This is a genomic window from Alteromonas algae (assembly GCF_049117195.1).
Classification (GTDB): domain Bacteria; phylum Pseudomonadota; class Gammaproteobacteria; order Enterobacterales; family Alteromonadaceae; genus Alteromonas.
Genome location: NZ_CP185260.1, coordinates 3,833,355 through 3,859,982 on the forward strand (window position 1 = coordinate 3,833,355; position 26,628 = coordinate 3,859,982).

Consider the following 26,628-nt stretch of genomic DNA (forward strand, 5'->3'; position numbering starts at 1 on the left):
AGACCGCTAATAGTGTGGAGGCGGTGCTTCTTCTGATTGTTTTGCAATATTAGACGGCTCAATTGATTGAACACGTTCAACAACATGGCGAACTTTGAACGCTATCTCGTCTAATTGCTTTTGCTGAGACGATAGTGCTTCATTAAGTACATCAATAGTATGTTCTTGAAACGCTACTTTCGTTTGCAGTTCTTCAATGTAATTGTGCGCTAAGTCGAGCGCGTCTTTTAAGCCGTGCTGCGATGTTTTTTCAGTCATAGGGTACTCAGTTTACGGTAAATTCACCGTGTTATTTATCGCGGTGCCACAGTTCAGCCAAGCCGCTACTACTCTCTGTCACTATATTACCATCTGCCATAAAGGCAACGCCATAAACAACTGCTGTCGGCGGCGAAATAGACGCTCTCGACGCGACCTCCCAAGACTCGAGTTCTTCGCCACTGCGGACGTCCCAAAGATAAACTTTTCTAGAAGGTGAGCCAGTAAGTAAATACTTACCATCTTTTGAAAACTCAGCATCAGTGAAGATTTTCTGACGCGCAATGAATTTAAGCGAGCTGATTGGCTGCCCGGTTTGTACATCCCAGATTTGGGATTTGCTTTGACTATCTGCGGTGAAAGCAAAGCGACCTTCATCATCTAAGGCTACTTTTGTAACACGCGTAGGATGGGTGAAGGTATGAATAATTTGCCCCGTATCTGTGCTCCATAAGTAGGCAATATAATCATTGCCCCCGGTGAGGGCGAATTTCCCGTTAGGCGAAATATCAATAGAGTTAACTTTTTCTTGATGACCTAAAAACTCGAGGCGCCGCTGTGTTTTCGGTTCAAAATACATCACTTTACCGTTAGCGCGTGCGACTAATATGCCTTTACCATTATTTGCCACAGCCACATCGCGAATACTGGCTTCGTCAATACGCCAAAAGCCCTCGGGCTCGCCGGTTTCTAGGCTCCACAACGCAAATGCTTCTCTATCAGCAGTGACCACGTACGTTTTATCTGCGGAAATATGCACCGATGCGACAAGGTTACTCCCTTCACCTTGGTGTCCCCACTGAAATTTTGGCGTGTCGGACCCGATTTCCCATACATTTACGCCACTATTAACCCCCGACACCACCGCTAATGTGCCATCGGTCGTAATATCTGCAGCATATGTCCCTTCATCGACGTGTCGCCACTGTTTAATTGGCGTCGTTTCTGGGATAGTACAGGCTGACAAAACGCCTGTAAGTAATGTGATCAGTAAAATGTTTTGACAAAATTGCAGATTAAACATAATCAAATGGGTTTCGCTTTGTAAGTGCTAGGTTTACCATAGCATGGATAACGCATCTTTAACTATCATGCACACTGCCTTAGATGCAGCAGTATAAATATAGACGCATGATGATAAAAATTAATGGAGACGTTTATATGCAGAAGTCGCTCGTTGCCTTATCAACACTTGCTGCGCTAGGCCTTTTTGCCTGCCAGCCAAACACATCAGATGAGGCTACAACTACAAGCGCTGATAGTGCACAAACCGCTAGTGTTGCCGCACAAGAGATGACAGATTCGCAAAAGCAAGCTTACGCGATGGGTGCAAGCATGGGCTTATTCGTAGACAGTCGTGCAGAGCAACAAGAACAACTAGGTCTTACTATGGACCAAGAAGCCCTTAAGCAAGGCTTTAACGACGGGTTAAACGACACGTTGAAATTCACCCCTCAAGAAATTCAGCAAATTGCGCAACAGGGTGAAGAAATGCTTCGCGCTAAGCAACAAGAGATGGCTGAAATGGCGGCACAAAAAAATATTGAAGCCGGCGCAGCATACCTTGAAGAAAATGCTAAGCGTGATGGCGTAATGACCACCGAGTCTGGTCTACAATACGAAGTGTTAGAAGAAGGTGAGGGCGCAAGCCCACGTGCTGAAGATATTGTAAAAGTGCATTACCAAGGCACATTGCTTGATGGCACTGAATTTGATTCATCTTACAAACGTGGTGAACCTGCAGAGTTTCCTCTAAACCGTGTTATTCCGGGTTGGACCGAAGGTGTGCAGTTAATGAAAGAAGGCGCGAAGTATCGCTTCCATATTCCTTCAGACCTCGCTTACGGCGAACGTGCTACAGGCTCAATTACGCCAAACTCAACACTTGTTTTTGATGTTGAATTGCTAGAAGTTGTTCAGCCAGAGCCAAAAACAGCAGACGAGTAATCACTCAAATAAACCTGCTCATAAAAAAAGCCGACGTTAACGTCGGCTTTTTATTTTTGATTCAGCATAGTCCGTGCCTACCTAATCCCAACATGCACATGACAACGTTTGTCACACACGTACCCAAATAATAAAGTGGGTTATTCGTTAAATGTGGTATCTCGAATCAACAGTTTTAGTATAGATGATTCACCGCTTTTTGCCGCCCATTCAGTCATTTTCGTTAAACCAAATTCACCTAAAAAAATCATGGTTAGAACGAAAAATTTAAAGGCGACTATTCAGCGAATTACGCCCACCTAATTCGCTTTATCATACGAAACATAACAGCCCATCGGCAGGTTATGTCTATTTTTCAATCAAACAATCGTTTTTTACCCTAATTAGTTTGTCAAAAGATTGCGTTCTTTACCTTCACCCACATACAGTAGAGTAATTCCAAACAATCATAGCTTGCCATTGTGAAAACACCGCTCATCACAAGAAAGGGATATTTAAAGCTCAAGCAAGAGCTTGACGTGCTGTGGCGTGAGGAACGCCCTGAAATAACAAGAAAGGTCACATGGGCAGCGAGCCTTGGCGACCGAAGTGAAAACGCCGACTACCAATACAACAAAAAGAAACTGCGAGAAATCGACCGACGGGTACGTTACTTAAGAAAGTGCCTCGAAAATCTGAAAGTCATTGACTATAGCGATGAACAAGAAGGTAAAGTGTTCTTTGGTGCTTGGGTAGAAATTGAAAATGAAGCCGGCGAAGTCATGGCGCTTCGACTTGTGGGTTATGATGAGATTTTTGGTCGCAGAGACTATATTTCAGTCGACTCCCCAATGGCGAGAGCATTGATTGGTAAAGAAGAAGATGACGAATTTGTAGTAAAAACAGAAGCGGGTGAAAAAGAGTGGTGGATCAATAAAATTTGGTACGATCCCACCGACAAACTATAGCATGCCAACGCATTGGCTCGCTAAACGCGGTTAATTACGCGTAAACCTATGCGGTGCTATACTTGCTGCAAAAATTAAACCCAGCGATGCCCACGTATTGTGGTTGCTTCGCTATTGCTATTGCCTAGAGCGAACTATGATCATTGAAAAAATTGCTAAAGAGCTTGCCGTTAACACTGCGCAAGTGAATGCTGCGGTAACACTATTAGATGAAGGTGCAACCGTGCCTTTTATTGCACGTTACCGTAAAGAGGTCACCCAGGGCCTAGACGATACTCAACTGCGCAACCTTGAACAGCGACTCAATTACCTAAGAGAGCTTGAAGATAGACGTAATGTCATTCTTAAATCTATTGATGAACAAGGGAAGCTGTCTGATACATTAAAAGCCAGCATTCAAGAGGCTGACAATAAGACATCGTTAGAAGATTTATACCTCCCCTTCAAACCCCGTAGACGTACTAAAGGCCAAATTGCGCTTGAAGCAGGCCTTGAGCCGTTAGCAAACTGCCTATTCGAAAACCCAGACTGCGACGTAGACAGTGAAGTAAGTAAATTTATTAATGCTGAAAAAGGCGTAGCCGATGCCAAAGCTGCACTTGAAGGTGCGCGTTTTATCCTGATGGAGCGTTTCGCTGAAGATGCGTCGTTGTTGGCAAAGGTTCGCCACTATTTGGTAGAAAACGCTCACGTAAAAAGTAAAGTTGCGCCTGGTAAAGAAAAAGAAGCCCAAAAATACAAAGATTATTTCGAGCACAGTGAGCGCTATAAAAACGTGCCGTCTCACCGCGCATTAGCCATGTTCCGTGGTCGAAATGAAGGCATGCTTCACATTCAACTTGATGCAGACCCACAGCAGGAAGACAGCACATCTTCACATTGTGAACATATCATTGCGAGTCATTACAATATTTCGCACAAAAATCGCGCTGCTGACGACTTCTTAGCCCAAGTCGTTCAATGGACGTGGAAGATTAAAATTGGCCTGCACATGGAAACCGAGCTTTTCAGCGCACTACGAGAGCGTGCTGAAGAAGAAGCCATTGAAGTATTCGCCAAAAACCTAAACGATTTGCTCATGGCAGCCCCTGCAGGTGCTAAAACTACTATGGGGCTTGATCCTGGCCTTCGTACCGGTGTAAAAGTCGCCGTCGTCGACAAAACGGGTAAAGTCGTTGCGACAAACACGATTTTCCCTCATGTGCCTCAAAATCAGTGGGACAAGTCGATGCGTACGCTTACCACGTTGTGTAAGCAGTACAAGGTAGACTTAATCAGCATCGGTAATGGTACCGGTTCAAGAGAGACCGATAAGCTGGTTGCCGAGATGCTGAAAAATAACAGCGACCTCAATGCACAAAAAATTATGGTGAGTGAAGCAGGCGCGTCAGTGTACTCAGCATCCGAACTTGCCTCAAAAGAATTACCCGAATTAGATGTATCTATTCGTGGTGCGGTATCAATTGCACGACGACTACAAGACCCACTCGCAGAACTGGTGAAAATTGAGCCAAAAGCTATTGGTGTAGGTCAGTATCAACATGATGTGAGCCAAAGCCAGCTTGGTAAGTCGCTAGACAGAGTCATTGAAGATTGTGTAAATGCCGTGGGTGTAGATTTGAACACGGCATCGCCAGCGCTACTAAGTTATGTATCAGGGTTAAATAAAACACTCGCACACAACATCGTAAAGCTGAGAGACAAAGATGGTGCGTTTACCGACAGAAAAGCGCTGTTAAGTGTAGAGCGCCTTGGCCCTAAAGCATTCGAACAATCGGCAGGTTTTTTGCGTATTGTTAACGGCAGCAATCCTCTCGACGCATCAGCCGTTCACCCTGAGGCTTATCCAGTGGTCGATCGTATAATCGACACTACGGCTGTGGCAGTTAACGATATCATCGGCAACACGGAGCTGCTCAAAAGTTTATCTCCTGATGACTTTACCAATGACGCGTTTGGCTTACCTACGGTAAAAGACATTTTTAAAGAATTGGATAAGCCTGGGCGCGATCCTCGCCCCGAGTTTAAAACCGCATCGTTTAAGGAAGGGGTTGAGACCATCAACGACCTTAAGCCCGGTATGATATTGGAAGGCGTGGTGAGTAACGTTGCCAATTTTGGTGCATTTGTTGACGTAGGCGTGCATCAAGACGGCTTAGTGCACATTTCAGCACTGACCAATAAATTCATCTCAGACCCGCGGGAAGTCGTTAAAGCCGGCGATATCGTTAAGGTTAAGGTGCTTGATGTTGATGTCGCGCGCAAGCGTATCTCGTTTACGATGCGTCTTGACGATACTCCCGATAAGGCTAACACAAACCATCAGGGCGCTAAGCCGGCAAAAGCGGGTAAAGCCACCAATAAACCAAAGCATAACCCACGCAGTGGCGGTCAACGCAAAGACAAACCCCAAAATAGTTTAATGGGTAACGCCTTTGCTGATGCTTTCGCCAAGGCAAAAGAAAAATAACCCCACAGGAAATATAAAAAAACGCCAGCTTGCTGGCGTTTTTTTATGCGGTGAACCGATGACGCGTTGCTATACCGTTGCTGAGAACCCTTCAGGGGCTGGGGTATAGGCTTGTGAATAGAAACGCTGGATACGAGACACACGCCCTTGCATACCGCTATCATCAGCATTACCAAAATCCAGTGAGCGTGCGCCTGGGCCTGATGCAGTATCGGTAGAGCGTTCACGGGTTGTCTCTTGCGCAGATAATATGGCGTCATCAAGCGAACGAGTGGGCACATCAACCCCACCATTATCCGTTATTTCATCGATACTGGACGGGATAATTTCAGACGCTGATGGCGCTTTATCAACGCCAGAAAGCTGTTCACTTTTTTCTTCGGCTAACTCACTACGCGCTTCGAACGCTTTTTGTGCAGCTTCGGCAGCCACTTTTAAATCTTGTGAAGAGGGTTGCGCTGGTGCGAGCGCTGCAGCCCGAACTTGCTGCATTTTTCGTAATGTTTGCTCTGCGCTCTGTTCAGGAGAGATATCTATCGACACTTCGCCATCGGTAACATAGCGTTTATTATCCGGGCCCGTCGTATATTCATAACTTGGAGAGCCCGCATATTGCCCGCCAGTCGTTGCATGCGCTTGTTCGTGCGTGCGAACTTCTTGATCACGGGCTTTTAATTGCTCAATTTCTTGTTGTTCTTGCTGCGCTTGCTGCTTATCTTGCGCGTCTTGCTTACCAGCACTTTCATCTTGAGCGTTATCTTTAGCGTCACCGAATACGCTTTGGAACGCATTTTGTAAATCGGTTTGAATTTGCGGACGCTCGTAGGTGACAGGTGCAGGCAGTTGGCCTGGAGCACGCGCTTTATCAGACTCGGAGCCTAATCCCTTTTGAGACGCTCCTTTTTCGGCATCACTCGAGGCAGGAATGGTTTCACGCAATACATTATCGCGCCGTGCCGCTTCCGTATTAACGTTAGCAGTAGGGTACGCAATAGCATTAAGTATTGGCGTCACTATGTTCACTGAAATCCTCTTAATCGCTAGGCGATAGTATCAATAATGGTTCCAAGCGTATCGTTAGCTACGTCAATGACTTTTGCAGATGCCTGGGCATTCAATGCATTAACGTTTAACGACAGTAAGTCAGAACCAACATTGCTTGAAGAAGAAGGTAACGCTGTTGAATTGGTATTTTGTTGTGCGATATTCGTCGCGGCTTGTGTAATACCGTCGCTGGCTTGTCGCAAACCATTTTGCCCAGCCGTTATGGCCGACGTTAGGCCACTGCCACTTATGCCGTTAATCATAGACATTCACTCCCCCTACACTCTCATGTGCAATTATTAACCAATTTAACGACAATGAAAAGAGAGAAATACCGGTATCTGGCTAACTTATTGTATAAAAATCAGTTATTTTTTACCTCAGTATCGCTTTAATCATACTATCGACATACTCAGGGAAGATTTGCGAAAAACCGAAGCACAATGTCTGAGGTTTGCTGCGGGTGCGAAATAAATGGGGCATGAGACGCATGAGGCAGAACCACCGTATCCGCGTTTGGCTGTAATTCACAGATTCTATCAATCCCACTCGTGGGCACTAAACTGTCTAAACGACCGTACAAACGCAGCGTGGGGCAACCTATACGGCCAATGTCGCCGCGCATATCTTCTGTCGACAGTATTCTTAACCCTTGTTTAAGGGCCTCTACACAAGGCGAGGGATACTCAATAAGGTGTTGTTTGATGGCTTTAATATCTTGCCTTGCGGTCTCACTTCCCATGGCTTGAATAGCCAAGAAGCGTTCTAGTGTCTTTTCATAGTTATGCTCAAGTTGAGACTCGAACGCACTTAATACATCGGGCGAAATACCCTGCCAGTTTGGGCCAGACACAAACCTAGGCGTAGACGCAATCGTAATTAAGCCTCGCAGAGCCTGCGGGAATAATAATGCTAGCTTTTGGGCCACCAACCCACCTAACGACCAACCTGCCACCACAGCGCCTTTAGGAAGGTATGGAAAAATCGCCTTCGCGAGTGAGTCAGCATCATAAGGTTGTGGTGAATGCTCTGCGTTTTCGCCATACCCTGGTAGATCAATGGTGGTAATTCGACAATGCTTGCTTAAAAAGGGAAGAAAAGAGGTAAATGCGCCGCTGTTCATTCCCCATCCATGAAGTAAAACCAGGTCGTTTCCTGTACCTACTGTACGGGTGACGAGCGGTAACCTTGTATGTAAATCTGTCACTGAATCATCCTATATATCACGGGTATGTTAAGTGCGATAACAACACGCGCTTGCAAAAGCGAGAACCGAACGTATGAATCTTTCATGTTTATTATGTTATCAAGCAAGTCCTAGCCCTGTATGTCAATGGTGTGAAGATGACATCTTTTTTTTCGACAACCACGTTCACAATCAAAACTTATTAGCCTTTGGGCCCGTAGGGCGCCACGTGCGTCATGCCCATATTGACTCGCTTACTGTCCTAGGCTTGCATACTTGGCCCATGTCTCGTCTGGTTCATCAATTTAAGTTTCAACATTCGCTGACCGCAGGAAAGGTTCTTAGCACATGGTTCATAGACAAAAAACAACACAGTAACGTCGCACTTCCCAAACTGCTAATACCAATACCTATTACGAGTACAAGAATTGCTTCACGCCATTATAATCAGGCTGCAGTCCTTGCGAAAGCAATTGGTAACGCATGGCAAATTTGTTGTGAAAACAGCTGGGCAGTGCGCAAAGGAAAGACCACGCAACACCATCTCACGAAAGCAGATAGGCTGACTAACGCAAAAGCAGTATTCGCACTTTCAAATCGCTGCTTGGACAACCACATCACAGTGTGGGGCGAGACGATGAGAGTGGCAATTGTAGATGATGTTGTTACAACCGGTGTAACCGTAGACGTATTAGCCGGGCTGCTTAAGGCCCGTTATCCGAGCATTGTGGTAGAGGTATGGGCGATGACCTTTACACCACCGCCCAAAAGTAGCCTTATTAACGAATAAAATGAGACTGATAAATAGCATTACTCAGCATTTTGTTCGTTCCATACCAATAACCTCTAAATTGCGTGTCATCAGTGAAGCCAATCACTACGCCTTTGCCCTGCTTCGTGGTAACGACCGAGGCCGTTTCGGCAATAAGGTCAACCATCGCTTCATGACTGAACCCGGCCATCAGCGGCGCGCTCGTGTAAGTCGAGGGCGTAGTAAAGGGTGAGTTGTCACCCTTCACAACCATATTACTCGTTTTGAACATGGGCAACGTATCGCCTTCGTACCCATAAAATAACGGGTGAGACGTATCAATATTGGCTTCATACACCGAACCGGCCACTAACTTTTTCGCATACAGTGCGCTTCTATCGCCATACGTTAATTTACGCTCGTCAAAAGCGTCATCAATAGCGTCACGCGCTAAAATATCAACATCTAACCAGTCGTTTTTAGCGAAGTATCGCAATGCCGATTTTTGCCCAATAAGGGTTCCACCTGCTTTCACCCATGCACTAAGCTGAGACTTTGTGTCGTCTGACAGCATATACCTGCCGCTAACAAATATAATATGTGTGTACGCAGGCGATATCGCACGCTGTAATTTTTGCTGCTCAACAATACTTACAGGCAGTCCAACACGGGTGTCGAAATAATGCCAAATTTCACCCACTTCATATTCGCTAGTGCCTTCACCGCCAACAATTAATACCTTCGGCGCTAGTACCGGTGCCATACTGCGACTACCAACGTCATTGCCTGAAGGGGTAAGGCCGGTTTTAATGCTTTTCACGTTAATGGCTAGTGAAGAAGCGTAATCACTTAACAGGCTAACCAGCTCACTAGGTTGCGCTAAACCGGTAGGGATAATTATGCTGCCCGCATCGAAATGCTCCACGTTGCCGTTAGTCAGCACTGCCGAAAACCCTTCTTCACTGCTTCGTACCGCCACACCATTTTCAAGTAATGCTTGAAGTAACGCAGGCGCATAATAGTCGTTCCACGAAAATGCATACGCATAAGCATTGGAAGGCAACGCATCAGCAACAGCGACTTTTTCAAGTGATGCATTCGCTGCCGTTTTTATACTTCTCCCATTGCGCTTATCAACCGATTTATAATCGAGGTTAAACGCTAAAGCCAAGTTCCATGTGGACACATCATAAAACGTATTATTTTCAAACGAGGTTTGCGTTGAGAATAATGATTTCACCAAACGATATTGCGGCTGCGCGACCGGAATATAAATAGCCTGCTGAGCATTAAAGGTCATACCCTCTATTTTTGCGTTTTGACTGAGAACATCATATTTAACGTTATGCTGAGCAAGCAATGCTAATAAGGCCTCTACCCGCCCATTGTCTTTAGGCATAGCAAGCACATAACCCGCCACGTCATCATTTTTTGCGAGTTCTTTGGTGTCGTTAACAAACGCAGACTGGTAATCCAAAATGGCGGGTTTATTGGCTAGTGCCCCTCTAAACGTACTTAACGATGTAGTGATTTGGTTGGCAATGGTATCGGAAAACGCAAGGTCGCCATTAATAGACGATTGCAGGTGCCCTCGAGAACTTGCTTGCTCAAATAAAATACCAATGCTGCCGTGTACATCCGGGTAAGTCGAGCCTTTACCTACGTAGAAATCATCAAACGCTTCTTCTGAAAAATAAAGCGTCCCGTTTTCATCAAAAGCTTTTGCGTGAAACTTTGCTAAGGCTTCTGTTAGCGTCACATTTTCATCTGGCGTAATGGGGTTTTTGCGCGAACGAACGCCTGGCTGAAAGAAATATGTGCTGTCGGTACCCATTTCATGAAAATCGGTAAGAATATGAGGGCGCCACTTCTGAAACTGTTTAATACGTGCACGAGACTCGGGGTGCGTTAGCAATAGCCAATCTCGGTTTAAATCGAACCAATAATGATTAGTTCTGCCTGAAGGCCAGCCTTCATCATGCTCGCGAGTATTACCGTCAGAAACGAGCTGCTTACCTTTATGCATATTGGCCCATTGCGCGAACCTTGATAATCCATCGGGGTTGAAAGATGGATCAAGAAGCACAATATTCTCTTTAAGTAACGTATCAACAAGTTCGCCTTTTGCAGCAGCCAAATAATAGGCTATTGCCAATGACGCATTAGCGCCTGAAGGTTCGTTTCCGTGTATCGAATACCCCATATAGAAAATAAGCGGGGTGGCTTTTGATACCTGCTTGCCTGTTGTAATGGCATCGATATGGGCTTTGCGAATATCTTCAAGCTTGCTGTGGTTTTCTGGTGTCGTTATTTTTAATAACAGTAATGGGCGATTTTCGTGCGTTCTGCCCGTTTCTTCAATCGTAATGCGATCGGAACGGTCGGCAAGAATTCGCATGTAGCTTACAAGCTGATCGTGTCGTACGTGCCATTCCCCCACGTTAGCGCCCAATACTGATTCAGGTGTTGGGATGGCTGGGTCAAACGTCACGTTATTTGGCAAATATGCCTCAATTGGCTTACCGCCCACATCAGGTTTAACCGCTATGGCGTGCGCTGAAGTGACAAAGCACAACATTGCAGAAAGCGAGACGGTGGCGGCCCACTGTCGCAAGGGAGCCATCCTAGTGGTGTTTAACAACGCTGTTAGCATAGTGTTTCCCATCTTGTTGTTTTGTTGATATACCAAAATTAGTAATACTTGACTGTTTTAGTCAGGTAAATTTGTTATCATAGTAAAAGAATTAAATTTTATAGGACTTGCTGATGATCACTATATCAGAAGAAGCCCAGGCTCACTTCGCAAAACTGTTGGATAAACAAGAGTCTGGCACGAATATTCGTGTATTCGTCGTAAATCCAGGTACGTCTTCAGCCGAGTGCGGCGTGTCCTATTGTCCGCCAGATGCAGTAGAAGATACTGATACGCGTTTACCGTTCAATGGGTTTGACGCTGTGGTTGACGAGGAAAGCGTTCCGTACCTTGAAGAAGCGGAAATAGACTATGTTACCGACCAGATGGGCTCTCAACTAACGCTTAAAGCGCCTAATGCGAAAGCAAAGAAAGTGTCAGATGACGCGCCGCTTGCTGAGCGAATCAACTATATGATCGAATCTGAAATTAACCCACAGCTTGCTAATCATGGCGGCCAAGTGATGTTAGTTGAGATTACTGATGAAGGCTTCGCCATTCTTCAGTTTGGTGGTGGTTGTAACGGTTGTTCCATGGTCGACGTAACCTTAAAAGATGGTATCGAAAAGCAAATGCTTGAGCAGTTTGCAGGCGAGCTAAAAGGTGTGCGCGATGCTACCGAGCACGAAGCTGGCGAGCACTCTTACTACTAGCTGATCCAATGACAGATATACACGCATGCTGGCAACGATTTAAACTGGGGTTAAGCCTCTTCGTTGTCGGCGTGCTGTTACTTTTCACCCTCAGTACTTACCACCCTTTACTTAACTACCTTTCGTTAGCCGTTATTGTTATTGGCTTTGCCATCGCTATGCTTGGCTACTCAGGCATTTTTCTGCAACGTTTTTCTTCGTTCAAAAAGATCAAAAAGCCGCCAAAGTTCTAAGTCGTTTTTTTCGTTCACTTTTTCTTCTATATGCTAGCCGTTACGCTATGATGAGTGCATGACTCACGATGATGTGTGCTGGGAATATGAAAACTATTGGGCTAATCGGCGGCATGAGCTGGGAATCGACCGCAAGCTACTATCAGGCAATAAACAAAGGCGTTAATGCGCAACTAGGCGGCCTACATAGCGCTAAGCTTTTGTTGTACAGCGTAGACTTTGCAGAAATTGAGCGCCATCAACGCCATGGCGAATGGGACAAGGCCGCGACAGTGTTGATTAATGCCGCGATCGCCGTTCAACAGTCTGGTGCCGACGCTGTGCTGATATGTACCAATACCATGCACAAGGTCGCTGAACAGGTTGAGGCCGCGATTGCTATTCCGCTTATCCACATTGCCGACAGCACAGCCGACGCCCTTACGCTGAACAATGTAACCAAAGTGGGCCTGCTTGGTACACGTTTCACCATGGAGGAAGACTTCTACACCCGGCGATTAACTGTAAACCATGGTATTGAAGTAGTGACGCCTAAGGCAGATGAACGTGAAAAGATTCATCACGTTATTTATGAACAATTATGCAAAGGCGTGATTTGTGAAGCGTCGCGAGAGGCGTATATTAAGATTATAGACTCGCTTGGCGCACAAGGTGCTCAAGCCGTTGTTTTAGGGTGTACCGAAATAGCATTGTTGGTAAATCAACGCCATACCGCTATGCCACTTTATGACACTACAACAATTCATGCGAACGCGGCAGTTAGCTTTATTTTGTAACCATGCGTTCTCGCTCCTTAACGACAATAAAAGGGTAACGCAATGTTCAGTCACTTAATGATAGGTGCTAACGATTTAGAAGCATCGAAAAAATTCTATGATGCCACTTTAGCGGTGTTTGGCTATGAGCCAGGCGTCTATGATGAGCATGGACGTATATTTTATTTCACGCCAAAGGGTATTTTAGCCCTGACCAAGCCAATAGACGGTAACGAGGCCACTCACGGTAATGGCACCACTATTGGGATTGCAGCGTCGACGCCCGAATTAGTAGACACATGGCACAAAGTTGGTGCTGAGAACGGCGGTGCACCTATTGAAGACCCTCCTGGTCTACGCGGCACTGAAGAGCGCCAGCTTTATCTGGCGTACTTACGCGATCCAGCGGGTAACAAGTTGTGCGCAACACACATTGTTAAAAAGTAATTTTTCACTACTTTTGAAAAGCCACTTCACAATAATGAAGTGGCTTTTTTATTTACATAATTGTCCATTTCTATCTAGGCGATTAAACACCCAACCCAACGTTAAACCACGTGCGAATAAAAAGGCGAGCAAGGCATACCATAAACTGACGTTACCTTGATGTGAAAGCATAAACCACAGCGGAAAGTAGATGCATGCTGCACTGATAATCATAGTATTGCGCATCGCTGCTGCTCGGGTAAGACCGACAAAAACACCATCGTAAAGAAAGCACCAATGAGCAAGTAAAGGTAGCACCACCATAAGTGGTAAGTAAGGCATAGCCGCGGTAACAATTTCCTGATGCTCTGTTAGCATACTCACAATGTATTCACCGAACACGCCAAAAAACAGGGCATAAACCAGAGCAAATGCGCTTGACCATAGTAAACCTTGATAGGTTCTGCGTTTGATTCCTGTGCTGTCGTTTGCACCTTTGGCTTCCCCTACTAACGCTTCAACCCCGTAGGCAATGCCATCGAGCCCAAGGGCAATAAGGACAAAAAACTGCATGAGGATGGCATTAACCGCGGCGGACGTTTCACCGTAGCGCGCCCCTTGAATAGTAAGAAATGCCAAACATGCTTGCAGCGCAAGGTTGCGCAGCAACATATTACCATTCAATTTCATCAGTATTTTTCGTGCAGCCCGATTAAACCAAAGCGCGTTAGGTTTTATACGTCGGCACTGCGTAAATGCCACCACAAGGGCCATGACCGCCATACTGTATTCAGCAATAACGCTTGCTACTGCGACGCCTTCCACCGAGTAAGACATGCCATATACAAAAAGGATATCTAAACTCGCATTGAGCAAATTCCCTATAATTTGTATGGCCATAACAACACGCGTTTTTTGCTGCCCCACCAACCAGCCAATTAGCGCTAAATTTAGCATGGCAGCCGGTGCGCCCCAGACTCTCACTGAGAAATAGTCGGTGAGGTAGGTTTCTACCTGTAAGTTAGGTTGAGTCAAGTGAACGCCCATTGTGATGATGGGGTATTGCAAGAGTAAAATCATGACACCGAGCGCAAGGGCAACTGCCGTGGTTTGCCATAATACTTTTGCTGATTCAACCGGGGCATCACTTCCACCTTTAGCTTGCGCACTTAGGCCTGTTGATGACATGCGTAAGAACCCACAAACCCAATATATTTGCGTAAGTATCAGTGCCCCTATTGATGCCCCTGCAAGCATCGAAGCGGTATTCATATGCCCGAGTACCGCAGTATCAACCAACCCAAGCAGCGGTGTGGTAATGTTGGCCAAAATCATGGGCAGTGCCAGCGCCAATAGTCGTGTGTTATCCTGCCACAAATTAAGAGGATTCTTCGGCGACGCCGTCGTCATAGTGCGGTCTCTTTTTTTAAAAACTGTCGATAATGTTGAGTGTCATTCGCACTGTACGCTTCATTGTTAATTTGAAAATATGTTTTAAGCGATTAATGCGAAATGGGGAGTTTATCATGCACAGTATGTTACGCGTTGCATTGTGTCTATCGATATTGGTTAACCGTATGACCTTGGTGGGTTTACGCGGTGTACTCATTCGTACAACGGCTATGTTTAGTTTATTGCTGTTGAGTATCGGCGTGAGTACAGCTGATGAATCAAACAACGCCGCCCCCAATGCCTCAATTTTACTGTATCACCACGTATCGAGTGAGACGCCGCCAAGTACCAGTGTTTCTCCTAGTACGTTTTTGTCGCATATGGAATATCTGAAAGATAACGCCACCGTGTTACCGCTCGATGTGGTTATAAATGCGCTCAAAAAAAACACTCCACTACCTAATAATACGGTCGTTATTACATTTGACGATGGGTACCGCAATATATTAGAGAACGCGCATCCCATTTTGACTAAAATGGCGTTTCCCTACACCATTTTCATTAACCCAGCCGAGATTGGTTCTGCGCCAAAGCAGTTGACGTGGCAGCAAGTCAAAAGTATGCACGATGACGGCGTAATTTTTGCCAATCACACAATGGATCATGTTCACATGCTAAATGGGTCATTGAACGATGAGAACCATGAATGGCTAGATAAAGTATGGGCGAACGTAGAGGCTGCAGAGGAAGCAATAAAAGATAGGCTTGGTGTGTCATATAAGTTTCTTGCATTCCCTTATGGCGAATTCAATATGCCACTGCTTGAGAAACTCGAGGAAGAGGGGTACACCGGATTTGGCCAACATTCAGGCGCAGCCGGCAACACCAGTCACTTTCAGGCGCTCCCACGTTTTCCCGCTGCAGGGCCTTACGCGAATCTCAATACCCTTAAAACAAAAATTCACAGCTTAGCTATGCCTCTTTCTTCTTCAACAATGATAGAGCCGCAGCAAGTATCGTCAGTTCCCCCTGATAACATTACGCTAGTTATCGACAGCGACGATATTAAACCCACCCAGATTAACTGCTTCTTTGGAGGCACTCAGGTCACAACTACAAGCAAACAAAACCAGGTTAATATTGCTTTAGACGCCACCCTACCTACGGGGCGTTCGCGCGTAAACTGCACCGCCCCATCAAAACAAAAGTCTGGTCGTTTTTATTGGTATTCGCAGCCATTTTTCGTGGCAAATAAAAGCGGGCATTACCCTGATTAGGTGAAACGTTTACCTACAAAGGTCGCGCAAACCTGACAAAACCACCATTCACGCTATCTTCTTTAAACTGCAAGCGTTGGTAAAAGCGAATGGCTGCTGTGTTTTTTAACTCTACGTCTAACACAATTTTTTGCTTGTTAAGGGTAGTGCCGTGATCGGCCATATGCTCGACTAATTTACGCCCCACGCCTAACCCCTGCGCTGAAGCAAGTACGGCAACGTGGCCTATCATCAACTCGCTTGGTGTCGGAGGTGTGAGTTTTACCGCAATGGTTTGATTGCGCATTAAAATAGAAATGGCCTCATCCATAGAAAAGAATGACGTAATACTGTCTAACGTTGCTCGGTCGAACGCCGCGCCAAGCTTTGTATGCCAAGCAGTAACTACACCGAGCGGTTTGTCATCTTGCGTCGCTACCCAATGGTGATTGCACCCATATTGTCCATCACCATGTTCCCACGCATGGATTAAGTAATTCAGCGCGGTTTGCTTATCATTTTGACCAAAAACCGCAGCAATAAGCGCCTCTGCTGCAGAAAGAATAAGAGGTGCGGCCACATCCGCATCACTGGAATGCCCCTTTCTTATCGTAACGCCCATTAGTACTTACCTTTAACGATAACGGGCATATCTGTCAGTATTTGCTGCGCGTCGCTGATAGACAATTTTCCTGGCTCACGTTTTGGCTTAAACCGGCCAATAACCTGTGCTTTAGGGTTAATAAGAACAATTGATGCACTGTGATCGACAAGGTAATTGGGGTTGTCTGTGCTATCGGCAATGGCGTACATCATTCCAAGATTACGGGCAAGCGGGAACAGGGCTTTATGTTCGCCCGTAACCCCGATGAATGACGTATTAAAAAAACCAATGTATTCGGCAAGGCGTTCGATTGAATCACGATTCGGGTCAACCGACACAAAAACCACGTCAATAGGGTATTCGCTTTCAATTAACTGAAGCGACGGATAAATACCGTTCAATTCCGCCATGGTAGTAGGGCAAATATCGGGACAAAAAGTGTAGCCCAAAAAGACTAGGCTCCACCGTTTGGTCAACGACGTTTCATTAAATAGTTTGCCCTTGTGGTCAGTAAGCGCAAATGGATCGATAGCGCGAGGCTCGGGGTAATATTGAAAATATTGTGTTTCTTGTACGTTTTCAGTACTTGGCGGTGCAATATATATTGCACCTACCATACCGGCGACAAGAGCGATAAAAGCAACAACGCCTACAAAAATCCGTTGATTCATAAACTCAGAGGTACGTAGTGATCTAAAAGTAGTATCACAAACAATACCATGAGATGAATAATTGAAAACCTAAAAGTTTTCATTGCGGTTTGTGCTTCTGCAGCAAATTTGAGTTTAACCGCATAATACAAAAAGCCTAAATTAAGCAATGATGATCCCACAAGGTAAATCATGTCGCTCATACCAATTAAATACGGTAGCAAACACACAAGCCCTAACAGCACGGTGTACAACAAAACGGATGTTTTGGTAAAGGCAACACCATGGGTTACCGGTAACATAGGTATTTCGGCTTTGGCGTAGTCTTTTTCTCTGTGAATGGCTAGCGCCCAAAAATGCGGTGGTGTCCATGTGAAAATGATAAGAACCAGCAACAACGCATGGGCATGCACTTCGCCTGTCACGGCAGTCCAGCCTAATAATGGGGGCGCGGCGCCGGCAAGGCCGCCAATGACGATATTCTGTGGCGTAGCACGTTTTAAAAACATGGTATACACCACGGCATAGCCTACTAAGCTTGCGAGGGTAAGCCACGCGGTTAACATATTGACGAACGTGGCAAGTACAACAAAGCCCATCACTCCCAATAAAACCGCGAACCAGCTTGCATGATTAATACTTACCTTACCTTTTGCCACCGGCCGATTAAACGTGCGTGCCATCACTTTATCAATACGATGATCTACAATGTGGTTAATCACGGCCGCAGAGGCTGACAGCATACCTATCCCCACTAAACCACTGATAAGCGTTCCTGCATTTACCCAGGTTGGCGTGGCGAGGCACATACCAACAAGCGCGGTGAGTAATAACAGCATAACCACATTCGGTTTCGTCATCTCATAGTAGTCTCGCCAGTGTGCGGTGTTGTGACTACGCGTGTTACCGGTATAAGAAGAAAGAGATTTAGCCATGTTGGCCTCCATGGGAAAGGGAGCGAGAAGAATAAGCTGACACAGCGTGCCAGATAAGACGAATTAATGTGAGCAGCAACAATGCGGCAACGGCGTTGTGCGCCACAGCAACAAAAAGAGGTAAACTGAAAACGACGTTACTCACGCCTAAAGCAACTTGAGCAAACAACACACCAATCATCAATACGCTCGTGTGTTTAATTGCCAGTGAAAATTGCGTCGTTCGCAAGCACGTTATTGCCAGTGCAAGTAAGTACACCAATGTAATTGCCGCCCCCGCGCGATGAACGATGTGCATAGTCATACGTTCATCGTAATCGTGCGCACCATACTCATAGTTGTCTGCATCTGGCACACTGTACGCGCCAGGAAAATCGAGTCGTTGTTGCCAACCAGATTCACAAATCGGCATATCGGTACACGCCAATGCCGCATAGTTTGCCGAGGTCCACCCACCAAGTGCAATTTGCCCCACCAGTATGGCAACACCAATAAGCGCAAATGTTGTAAAGCGTTTATAGCTAGCCGGGTTTGCTACTGAATCGTGTAGGATATTTCCACTGGCACGTTTTAATCGAAGATATAAAATGAACAGACAGGACAATACGCTAAAGCCTCCTAATAGGTGCCCCATAACCACCACGGGAAGCAGATTTAGCGTGACGGTCCACATTCCTAATGCGGCTTGAAAGATGACAAGGCCGAGTAACAGCAGCGGTAGCTTTAACGGCCCGCCTTGACGACGATTTTTTAACGCAACGATAGCAATAGCTAAAATACACAGCCCTAATGCGCCTGCAAAATAGCGGTGGACCATTTCATTCCATGCTTTGAATGCTTCTACTGGTCGTTCAGGGTAAGCTTGATTTGCAGCCTCAACCTTTTCTTCACTCAACGGAACGGTAATGTTGCCATAACAGCCCGGCCAATCCGGACACCCTAAACCTGCATCCGTAAGGCGTGTGTACGCCCCCAAAATAATCACAAATACAGCCAGGAACAAACTGAATAGAACAAGTTTTTTCATAGACTTCTCCTACCCTATTCTGGATAACTTGAGTAACTTTTTAATATCGGCAAGCATGTTTCGGCTTTCCATCACGGCAGTTTGTCTATCTTCGTCAAGGGTGTAGAACAGCATGGCATTATTCAGCGTATCAACGATATAAACGCTCTGTGTCGCAAGCGGATTATCAATACCGGGGACAAGCTGTTTCACCTCTACGAAAGGGTAGTCGGCTAACGCTGCTACCGCACTTTGATCGCTTTGTGCGTTAACAAGCACCACGGCCTCTGCGCGGTCAGACTCCTTTCCTAGCGCTAACCATACTTGGTTAATACTGAAAAGTGCGTTTTCACATGTTGCATCGCACACGCTAGGTAGTACGTAAACCATTCGCCACTTAGGCGCTTCACCTTCCATCAAAGTCGACACATTAATTGTGGGCTCAAGCAGTGAACCTTTGTTCGTTGAACCCCGGTTAAACCAATCGTTTTCAAGCGCTATTTTTGCAAGCACGACTGGAATAACAAATACCGCTAACATTATTAGCAGCGTCTTCTTTGATGCAGTATTACTCATAACTACGTCCTCTTTTTATTATTGCTATACCACCAATAAACGCAGCAGCTAGTGCAAGCGCAAACCACTGAACGGCATAGCCTAAGTGTTTTTCTGGAGGCATGACTACTGGGGTGTACGCTCTAACGAATGTCGCACTGTCACCGGTAAGCTGAACCACATAGGGCAGTAAATCGAGATCTAAAATTTGCTTGATACGCGCTATAGAAACTTGTTGAATGAGCGCAGGAAACTGAGGAGCACTAGATAGTGTCTCCGTAATCATTGGGTTATTTTGCGGTATACTAATAATTCCCTCAAAGTGTGAGGCGACATTGTCAATCGTAATAGCAGGAAGCGTGCGCACCTTGTCGGGTGCTTGTATCCATCCGTAATTAACTAATAGCCACCCTGCATTGGTTAACATTGGCACAACGACATCAAAACCAATTCGGCTCTGGTGTATCTGGTTATCGAGTAAAAACACATGCTGGTTATCTGCCACCCCCTGAAAGGTAACCGATACATCTCTAGGATCGTCCAGCGATAAGGCATGCAATAGGTCAAAACTGTCATTCCCTTGTTTTTGCGTTATGCTAGCTAAACGTTGTTGCTTTTGCGTCATCCTATCTAATTGCCAAAAACCTAAGTAGCACATCACTACAACGCAGGTTGCAGTAACAAATATGGCAATAAAGGTTGAGGTACGTTTTTGCATCATTCAATAAACCAGCGCACAACTTAAGAGGTCGACATGTTAATAAAAATAATTCTGGCTGCCCTGGTGATTTACATGATAGTAAATCTGTTTTTAGCCATGAGGGTCATGATGAAAAACGACCCTAAAGATGGCCCCATGAGCAAATATATAGGTCGCAGAGTGTTCACTTCCGTTGCCATCGTTACCCTTATATTAATCGCGATAGCAACCGGACTAATTACGCCAAACCCTCGACCCTATTAGGGTTTGGCGATGTTTTAGTTACAGTACGTAGACAAACAGATAAAGCATTACCCACACCACATCAACGAAGTGCCAATACCAACTACCTGCTTGGAAGGCAAAATGATTATCATGCGTGAAATGGCCTTTTAAGACACGGAAGAACAATACAATCAGTATGATTGTGCCTAACGTGACATGCATACCGTGAAACCCGGTCAACATGAAAAAGGTATTACCATAAATGCCTGACTGCAGGGTTAACCCTAGGTCTCTATAAGCATGAATATACTCTTCTACTTGTAGAAACAAAAAGCCGATACCCAGTAGGATAGTAATGCCAAGCATTACCGTAAGCTGCTTACGCTTGTTTTGCTCAAGACCAACGTGTGCAAAGTGAAGGGTGACCGACGATATCAACAGAATAATGGTATTAATTGTTGGTAGGCCAGCTGCGCTCATTTCGGTAGTAGAGATGCCACCTGGCGTTGTAATTAGCGGCCACATAGCCTCAAACGTTGGCCATAACACCTCGTTAGTCATCGCATTATTTGAAGCGCCGCCTAACCAAGGTACAGAGATAAATCTCGCATAGTACAAGGCGCCAAAAAACGCAGCAAAAAACATGACTTCAGAAAAAATAAACCAACTCATCCCTTGGCGATATGAACGACCAAGTTGGTCGCTGTAAAGGCCAGACATCGACTCGTCAATTTGATTTTTAAACCATCCCACTAGCATCACTAATAAAACGGCGATACCCGCAAGCAATATTTGCATGCCGTACCCGGTTTCTCCTCGTGTTGCTTCAATAACAAAGTTGCCAGCGCCAACGGCAATTAAAAATAATGCTACCGCACCCACTATTGGCCAAGGGCTTTGGGCGGGCACATAATATCGTTCGTATTCTTGTTGCATGTATATCTCCTTATCCCGTGCCTGTTATTTACCGCTTTCAGGTTGAGGGACCATAAAGGGATTCGGGTTTGTCGTTAGGTCACTAGCACGTGCCGTGACATCGTATAAGGTGTACTGCAAGGTAAAATAAGTAATGTCTTCTGGAAGCTGAGGGTCAACGTAAAACTGCATAGGCATATACGCTTCTGCGCCCGCAGTTAATGGTTGCTGGTTAAAACAGAAGCATTCTGTTTTGTTTAAATATATCGCGGCGGTACCTGGCGACACCGACGGTATTGCCTGCGCCACTATATTGCTTGATGCCGGGTTACGAACATAAAACGACACGGTGTTTAATTCACCAGGGTGAACTTTAATCCGCTTAGTTTCTGCGCGAAATTCCCAAGGCATCCCAGTATTCGTTCGCGTTATAAACTCTACCGTTACTTCGCGGCTCTCATCGATTTCTACCGACTCATACAAGGCCGCTGAGTTCTCAGTTTTTCCGTTAATACCTGCAATATCGCAGAAGACATCGTAAAGCGGCACTAAGGCGAAGCCAAAACCAAACATACCGAACACAATAACAACCAGTTTGATGACCAATTTGTTATTTGCATTTGTTTGCGTCATTGCTTCGCTCCTATTGCCGATGAGTATTGTACTACTTCACAACCGGTGGGGTTTCAAACGTATGGTATGGTGCTGGAGAAGGAATTTCCCACTCAAGCCCTTCTGCGCCTTCCCACACTTGACTTGACACTGGCTCGCCCTGTTTTCTGCACGCTTTTATCAGTAACGCGAGGAAAATAAGTTGAGAAAGTCCGAATGCGAAGCCGCCTAAACTTATCCATTTATTGAAGTCAGCAAACTGAAGTGCATAGTCAGGAATACGACGAGGCATGCCCGCTAAACCTACGAAGTGCATAGGGAAGAACAGCACATTTACGGAAACCAATGAACACCAGAAATGCCATTTCGCTAATGTGTTGTCATACATTTTGCCTGTCCACTTAGGTAGCCAGTAGTACACCGCTGCCATAATAGAGAACACCGCTCCTGTCACCAGCACATAATGGAAATGTGCTACTACAAAGTAGGTATCGTGATATTGAAAGTCGACCGGTGTTATTGCCAGCATAAGGCCAGATAACCCGCCAATGGTAAACAACACGATAAACGCAATCGCAAACATCATTGGCATTTCAAACGACAGTGACCCTCTCCACATTGTGGCGACCCAGTTAAACACCTTCACGCCTGTGGGTACCGAAATAAGCATGGTCGCAAACATGAAAAACATTTCCATGTAAACCGGCATTCCGGTGGTGAACATGTGGTGCGCCCATACCACAAACGAAAGCAGTGCAATCGACGCGGTGGCATATACCATTGACGCATAACCGAACAGCTGTTTCCGCGAGAAGGTGGGTACAATTTGAGAGATGATGCCAAATGCAGGCAAGATCATAATGTACACTTCGGGATGTCCAAAGAACCAGAAGATATGCTGGAACATTACGGGGTCGCCGCCGCCGGCTGCGTCAAAGAAGCTCGTGCCGAAGAACTTATCGGTGAGTACCATCGTCACAGCACCGGCTAAAACAGGCATTACAGCAATCAGCAAGAATGCCGTAATCAGCCACGTCCAAACGAACAATGGCATTTTCATCCATGTCATTCCAGGGGCGCGCATGTTGAAAATAGTCACGATAACGTTGATGGCCCCCATAATGGATGAGATACCCATAATGTGAACAGAGAACACAAATAACGCGGTTGAATCGCCACTGTAAGTGGTAGACAGCGGTGCATAGAATGTCCAACCAAATGCCGGGCCGCCCCCTTCCATAAACAGCGAACTTAAGAGAATGAGGAAAGCCCCTGGCAAAATCCAAAAACTCCAGTTATTCATTCGTGGAAGTGCCATATCTGGTGCGCCAATCATCATCGGAATTAGCCAGTTGGCTAACCCTGTAAATGCTGGCATAACCGCACCAAATACCATAATAAGACCGTGAACGGTTGTCATTTGGTTAAAGAAGTTAGGCTCTACAATTTGAAGACCTGGCTGAAAGAGCTCAGCCCTTATCACCATGGCCATCGCCCCACCAACTAAAAACATGATAAAGGCAAACCACAAATAGAGGGTGCCTATGTCTTTGTGGTTAGTGGTAAATAACCATCGGGTTATCCCTTTTGGGATATGATCATGATGTTCATGGTCATCACTGTGCGCCGCTGTGCCCGGCGTAACGATTTCTGTCGCTTTGCTCATAACGCGCTCCTAATTACCGGTTGCGACGGCATTAACGTCTTTTGCTTGAACCATATCGCCGGTGTTATTACCCCAGGCGTTGCGCTCATACGTCACCACTGCTGCAATTTCTTTTAAACTTAACATTTTGCCAAAGGCCTGCATCGCAGTACCGCCTTTACCGTGCAATACAATATCAATATGGGCAGGTTGGTCTTCTAAGGCCATTTTGCTGCCTTTTAGGGCTGGGAATACACCAGGTAAACCTTCACCATTTGGCATATGACACGCGGCGCATGTTGCGTTGTATACGCGCTCGCCTTCGGTCATCAGCTCGTCCATACTCATATTCATTGACAGAAGACGCTGCTCTTCTTCCTTCGCTTGGCGTGCAATAGATTCTTGCTCACCAATCCACGCTTCAAACTCAGCAGGTTCTTTCGCTATCACTACAATCGGCATATAACCATGGTCTTTGCCACATAACTCTGCACATTGCCCTCGATATACACCGGGTTCGTTCACGTTTGCCCATGCTTCGTTGATAAAGCCTGGGTTAGCGTCTTTCTTAACGGCAAAATCAGGCACCCACCAAGAATGGATAACGTCATCAGAGGTAATTAAGAATCGTACTTTTTGGCCCGTGGGGATCACTAACGGACGGTCGACTTCTAGAAGATAGTTTTCGGTCTTTTCGAACTTATTAGCAATTTGTTCGCGCTGGGTGGCAAGCAATGAATAAAACTCAACGTCTTTATCCATGTATTTATAATGCCACTTCCACTGAGACCCTGTGACCAACACAGTCATATCAGCCTCTGAAGTATCTTCCATTGCAATAAGCGTATTGGCAGCAGGGACCGCCATAAAGATAAGAATGAGGAATGGGACAACCGTCCAAGCAATTTCTACTTTTACGTTTTCATGGAAATTCGCTGGCTTCGCACCGCGCGACTTTCTATGTAAGTACATAGACGCAAACATAACGCCAAATACGACAACGGCTATGCCCACACAGATGAAGAACATAAGCATGTGTAAATCGTACACCTGCCCACTTATATCTGTGGCGCCCCGTCGAAGGTTTAAAGATGACGCTTCACCTGCGGCTGCTTCGGCATGAAGCAAAGGTGAGCATAGCAATAATGGTAAAGTAGATAGCCATTTTGCCGCGCGTATCGTTGGTTGTTTCACTCAGCACCTCCGTAATGGTAGAACCAACAACACCCAACTTTTGCGTGTTATTTCTACCAATGTGGTTTCCTAATGCCTGACCCACAACATCAATTTGTAAAACAAATTTAGAGCCATTGTTATTATTTTGTTAATCACTGACTAAGAATTGCGCAATAAAACCCGCTCGTCTAGTCTTTTCTGCAAAAAGATCATCGGGTCGCTTATTTTTTAATCAGATTTAATGTTTAGATGAAGAAGTGGACATGAAAAAACGGTGGCAAGTGTCGTTACAACGGCATCACTTCACACCGTGATAAAGTGGCGTCACTTATGCGGGTGAACAGTGCGGTAATGTAGATTATTCAACGCGTTTCGCACTACAACGGTGCAATAAAGTATGACAACATCATCATACAATTAGTAATGACGACAAAAAAAATACGTTATGTGGGGTGAGGAAATACTATCGTTTGGGTTCGTTTATTGAACGAGTATAACTGCGCCTTTAAAGCATAAAATGGCTGCTATTTAGCATGCTTTACATACAAAAAAGCGACCTTAAGGTCGCTTTTTTGTAGTAAGTGGTAAAAGCTTACATCCAGTCGGCGTTACGAATAACACCAACAGCAATACCTTCAATGGCAAAAGGTTCGCTTGCAAGGTCAACCTTAATGGGTGAAAACTCTTCGTTTTCGGCGTGCAATAATACTTCTCTGCCACGCTTTTCAAGACGTTTAACCGTCACGTCTTCATCGACACGCGCCACCACGACCTGACCGTTGTGTACGTCAGTGGTACGATGCACGGCAAGTAAATCGCCATCTAAAATACCAATGTCTTTCATACTCATGCCGTTTACACGCAATAGAAAGTCGGCCTGTGGCTTAAAAAGTGCAGGGTCGACTTTATAGTGAGACTCAACATGTTCTTGCGCAAGAATAGGCTCACCGGCGGCAACACGCCCAATTAGCGGAAGGCCTTCGCCTTCTGGCGTATCATCTTCAAGTGGTTGTGTTAACTTAATTCCTCGAGACGTACCCGGCAATATTTCGATGACCCCTTTTTTCGCCAACGCTTTAAGGTGTTCTTCTGCGGCATTAGCCGAGCGAAACCCTAATTCACGAGCAATTTCTGCACGTGTAGGCGGCATTCCCGTTGCTAGCATGGTTGCTTTAATCAGTTCGAAAACTTCGGTTTGTCTGGCAGTAAGTGGGCGCATAAAAGGCCTGTTTGTCTATACAGTTACCTGTAAGTATATACACCTAACAATAAATGACAAGAGGCCACAATAAAGAATTGGATTGACCTGTGGGTTTTAGTTTAATACTAAAAAATTCCAGCAATATTAAATTCAACTAAAACCAACTATTTTTACCACTACTTATTTATATAGGTTCTTATCAAGGTATTTATCAAGAGGAAGCAAACTTTCGACAAGCTCTGAGGTTTTATTACTAACCATACGCAAATTTTAGCAGTGTGATTTGTCGCCTTAGCCTTATGATGTTTGAGCTTTTGCTCAGTGCCATTGTCCGTCGTTGAGTTTGAGTGATTTGCATGGCAGCTGTTTACGTGTAGGTATGGTCTTCTACGCG

General features: G+C 45.5%; 28 protein-coding genes. 10 read left to right on the plus strand and 18 right to left on the minus strand.

Annotated features, from left to right (window positions below; genetic code table 11):
• Positions 1-6 precede the first annotated feature (6 nt).
• Positions 7-258 carry a SlyX family protein gene (locus tag ACOJRU_RS17000; protein WP_421132905.1) on the minus strand — a complete coding sequence of 84 codons (252 nt, stop codon included), beginning with the start codon at positions 256-258 and terminating at the stop codon, positions 7-9.
• Between the two features lie 31 nt (positions 259-289).
• Positions 290-1,282 carry a WD40 repeat domain-containing protein gene (locus ACOJRU_RS17005; protein ID WP_421132906.1) on the minus strand — a complete coding sequence of 331 codons (993 nt, stop codon included), beginning with the start codon at positions 1,280-1,282 and terminating at the stop codon, positions 290-292.
• 137 nt (positions 1,283-1,419) lie between these two features.
• Between ACOJRU_RS17005 and fkpA the strand changes: the two genes are divergently transcribed.
• The 3 genes from fkpA to ACOJRU_RS17020 all read left to right on the plus strand — a co-directional run bounded on the left by fkpA (position 1,420) and on the right by ACOJRU_RS17020 (position 5,622).
• Complete coding sequence (gene fkpA, locus ACOJRU_RS17010; protein ID WP_421132907.1) at positions 1,420-2,205, plus strand: FKBP-type peptidyl-prolyl cis-trans isomerase; 786 nt, start codon at positions 1,420-1,422, stop codon at positions 2,203-2,205.
• Between the two features lie 461 nt (positions 2,206-2,666).
• The gene (gene greB / locus ACOJRU_RS17015; protein WP_421132908.1) at positions 2,667-3,152 is read left to right on the plus strand and encodes a transcription elongation factor GreB; all 486 of its coding nucleotides are present in this window, start codon (positions 2,667-2,669) and stop codon (positions 3,150-3,152) included.
• Between the two features lie 136 nt (positions 3,153-3,288).
• The gene (locus ACOJRU_RS17020; protein WP_421132909.1) at positions 3,289-5,622 is read left to right on the plus strand and encodes a Tex family protein; all 2,334 of its coding nucleotides are present in this window, start codon (positions 3,289-3,291) and stop codon (positions 5,620-5,622) included.
• A 69-nt stretch (positions 5,623-5,691) separates the two neighbouring features.
• Here ACOJRU_RS17020 and ACOJRU_RS17025 read toward each other — a convergent pair whose 3' ends face one another.
• From ACOJRU_RS17025 to bioH, 3 genes are all read right to left on the minus strand, one after another.
• Positions 5,692-6,645, minus strand: coding sequence for a putative metalloprotease CJM1_0395 family protein (locus ACOJRU_RS17025; RefSeq protein ID WP_421132910.1), 954 nt, complete (start codon positions 6,643-6,645; stop codon positions 5,692-5,694).
• A gap of 17 nt (positions 6,646-6,662) precedes the next feature.
• On the minus strand, positions 6,663-6,935 hold the full coding sequence (locus tag ACOJRU_RS17030) for a hypothetical protein (RefSeq protein WP_421132911.1): 273 nt from the start codon (positions 6,933-6,935) through the stop codon (positions 6,663-6,665).
• 143 nt (positions 6,936-7,078) lie between these two features.
• Positions 7,079-7,873: a pimeloyl-ACP methyl ester esterase BioH gene (bioH, locus tag ACOJRU_RS17035; protein ID WP_421132912.1), complete on the minus strand. Its 795-nt coding sequence runs from the start codon at positions 7,871-7,873 to the stop codon at positions 7,079-7,081.
• 262 nt (positions 7,874-8,135) lie between these two features.
• Between bioH and ACOJRU_RS17040 the strand changes: the two genes are divergently transcribed.
• Positions 8,136-8,642, plus strand: coding sequence for a ComF family protein (locus ACOJRU_RS17040; RefSeq protein ID WP_421132913.1), 507 nt, complete (start codon positions 8,136-8,138; stop codon positions 8,640-8,642).
• Here the strand turns inward: ACOJRU_RS17040 and ACOJRU_RS17045 are convergent.
• Complete coding sequence (locus tag ACOJRU_RS17045; protein ID WP_421132914.1) at positions 8,632-11,256, minus strand: M14 family zinc carboxypeptidase; 2,625 nt, start codon at positions 11,254-11,256, stop codon at positions 8,632-8,634. The genes ACOJRU_RS17040 and ACOJRU_RS17045 overlap by 11 nt on opposite strands.
• Before the next feature lie 113 nt (positions 11,257-11,369).
• Between ACOJRU_RS17045 and nfuA the strand changes: the two genes are divergently transcribed.
• The 4 genes from nfuA (at position 11,370) to ACOJRU_RS17065 (ending at position 13,383) form a co-directional block, all read left to right on the plus strand.
• Entirely contained in the window at positions 11,370-11,948 is a 579-nt protein-coding gene (gene nfuA / locus ACOJRU_RS17050) for a Fe-S biogenesis protein NfuA (protein WP_421132915.1), read from the plus strand.
• Between the two features lie 8 nt (positions 11,949-11,956).
• Entirely contained in the window at positions 11,957-12,181 is a 225-nt protein-coding gene (locus tag ACOJRU_RS17055; protein ID WP_421132916.1) for a hypothetical protein, read from the plus strand.
• A gap of 86 nt (positions 12,182-12,267) precedes the next feature.
• Positions 12,268-12,957, plus strand: coding sequence for an aspartate/glutamate racemase family protein (locus tag ACOJRU_RS17060; RefSeq protein WP_421132917.1), 690 nt, complete (start codon positions 12,268-12,270; stop codon positions 12,955-12,957).
• 42 nt (positions 12,958-12,999) lie between these two features.
• On the plus strand, positions 13,000-13,383 hold the full coding sequence (locus ACOJRU_RS17065; protein ID WP_421132918.1) for a VOC family protein: 384 nt from the start codon (positions 13,000-13,002) through the stop codon (positions 13,381-13,383).
• 48 nt (positions 13,384-13,431) lie between these two features.
• Here the strand turns inward: ACOJRU_RS17065 and ACOJRU_RS17070 are convergent, their stop codons facing one another.
• Positions 13,432-14,772: an MATE family efflux transporter gene (locus ACOJRU_RS17070; RefSeq protein ID WP_421132919.1), complete on the minus strand. Its 1,341-nt coding sequence runs from the start codon at positions 14,770-14,772 to the stop codon at positions 13,432-13,434.
• 116 nt (positions 14,773-14,888) lie between these two features.
• On the opposite strand from ACOJRU_RS17070, the gene ACOJRU_RS17075 reads away from it, so the two are divergent.
• Positions 14,889-16,031 carry a polysaccharide deacetylase family protein gene (locus ACOJRU_RS17075; protein ID WP_421132920.1) on the plus strand — a complete coding sequence of 381 codons (1,143 nt, stop codon included), beginning with the start codon at positions 14,889-14,891 and terminating at the stop codon, positions 16,029-16,031.
• A gap of 13 nt (positions 16,032-16,044) precedes the next feature.
• On the opposite strand, the gene ACOJRU_RS17080 is transcribed toward ACOJRU_RS17075, so the two are convergent.
• Genes ACOJRU_RS17080 through ACOJRU_RS17105 form a run of 6 tightly spaced genes read right to left on the minus strand, consistent with a single transcriptional unit; the run spans position 16,045 to position 20,481 of the window.
• Positions 16,045-16,632 (minus strand): GNAT family N-acetyltransferase, encoded by a 588-nt coding sequence (locus tag ACOJRU_RS17080; protein ID WP_421132921.1) that lies wholly within the window; start codon positions 16,630-16,632, stop codon positions 16,045-16,047.
• Positions 16,632-17,285: an SCO family protein gene (locus tag ACOJRU_RS17085; protein WP_421132922.1), complete on the minus strand. Its 654-nt coding sequence runs from the start codon at positions 17,283-17,285 to the stop codon at positions 16,632-16,634. The genes ACOJRU_RS17080 and ACOJRU_RS17085 overlap by 1 nt, the downstream gene beginning before the upstream one ends.
• Positions 17,282-18,199 (minus strand): heme o synthase, encoded by a 918-nt coding sequence (gene cyoE / locus ACOJRU_RS17090; RefSeq protein ID WP_421132923.1) that lies wholly within the window; start codon positions 18,197-18,199, stop codon positions 17,282-17,284. Before cyoE ends, ACOJRU_RS17085 begins: the two co-directional genes overlap by 4 nt.
• Positions 18,192-19,226 carry a COX15/CtaA family protein gene (locus ACOJRU_RS17095; RefSeq protein ID WP_421132924.1) on the minus strand — a complete coding sequence of 345 codons (1,035 nt, stop codon included), beginning with the start codon at positions 19,224-19,226 and terminating at the stop codon, positions 18,192-18,194. Before ACOJRU_RS17095 ends, cyoE begins: the two co-directional genes overlap by 8 nt.
• A 9-nt stretch (positions 19,227-19,235) precedes the next feature.
• Complete coding sequence (locus ACOJRU_RS17100; RefSeq protein WP_421132925.1) at positions 19,236-19,781, minus strand: hypothetical protein; 546 nt, start codon at positions 19,779-19,781, stop codon at positions 19,236-19,238.
• Positions 19,774-20,481: an SURF1 family protein gene (locus ACOJRU_RS17105; RefSeq protein WP_421132926.1), complete on the minus strand. Its 708-nt coding sequence runs from the start codon at positions 20,479-20,481 to the stop codon at positions 19,774-19,776. Before ACOJRU_RS17105 ends, ACOJRU_RS17100 begins: the two co-directional genes overlap by 8 nt.
• 33 nt (positions 20,482-20,514) lie before the next feature.
• Between ACOJRU_RS17105 and ACOJRU_RS17110 the strand changes: the two genes are divergently transcribed.
• Positions 20,515-20,724, plus strand: coding sequence for a DUF2909 domain-containing protein (locus tag ACOJRU_RS17110; protein WP_421132927.1), 210 nt, complete (start codon positions 20,515-20,517; stop codon positions 20,722-20,724).
• An 18-nt stretch (positions 20,725-20,742) separates the two neighbouring features.
• On the opposite strand, the gene ACOJRU_RS17115 is transcribed toward ACOJRU_RS17110, so the two are convergent.
• The 5 genes from ACOJRU_RS17115 to lexA all read right to left on the minus strand — a co-directional run bounded on the left by ACOJRU_RS17115 (position 20,743) and on the right by lexA (position 26,252).
• On the minus strand, positions 20,743-21,621 hold the full coding sequence (locus ACOJRU_RS17115; protein ID WP_421132928.1) for a cytochrome c oxidase subunit 3: 879 nt from the start codon (positions 21,619-21,621) through the stop codon (positions 20,743-20,745).
• Between the two features lie 24 nt (positions 21,622-21,645).
• On the minus strand, positions 21,646-22,233 hold the full coding sequence (locus ACOJRU_RS17120; RefSeq protein ID WP_421132929.1) for a cytochrome c oxidase assembly protein: 588 nt from the start codon (positions 22,231-22,233) through the stop codon (positions 21,646-21,648).
• A 31-nt stretch (positions 22,234-22,264) separates the two neighbouring features.
• Positions 22,265-23,878 (minus strand): cytochrome c oxidase subunit I, encoded by a 1,614-nt coding sequence (gene ctaD / locus ACOJRU_RS17125; RefSeq protein WP_421132930.1) that lies wholly within the window; start codon positions 23,876-23,878, stop codon positions 22,265-22,267.
• A gap of 9 nt (positions 23,879-23,887) precedes the next feature.
• Positions 23,888-25,000 (minus strand): cytochrome c oxidase subunit II, encoded by a 1,113-nt coding sequence (coxB, locus tag ACOJRU_RS17130; protein ID WP_421134794.1) that lies wholly within the window; start codon positions 24,998-25,000, stop codon positions 23,888-23,890.
• 625 nt (positions 25,001-25,625) lie between these two features.
• A complete protein-coding gene (gene lexA, locus ACOJRU_RS17135; protein ID WP_421132931.1) occupies positions 25,626-26,252 on the minus strand; it encodes a transcriptional repressor LexA in 627 nt (208 codons plus the stop codon).
• Between the last annotated feature and the right edge of the window lie 376 nt (positions 26,253-26,628).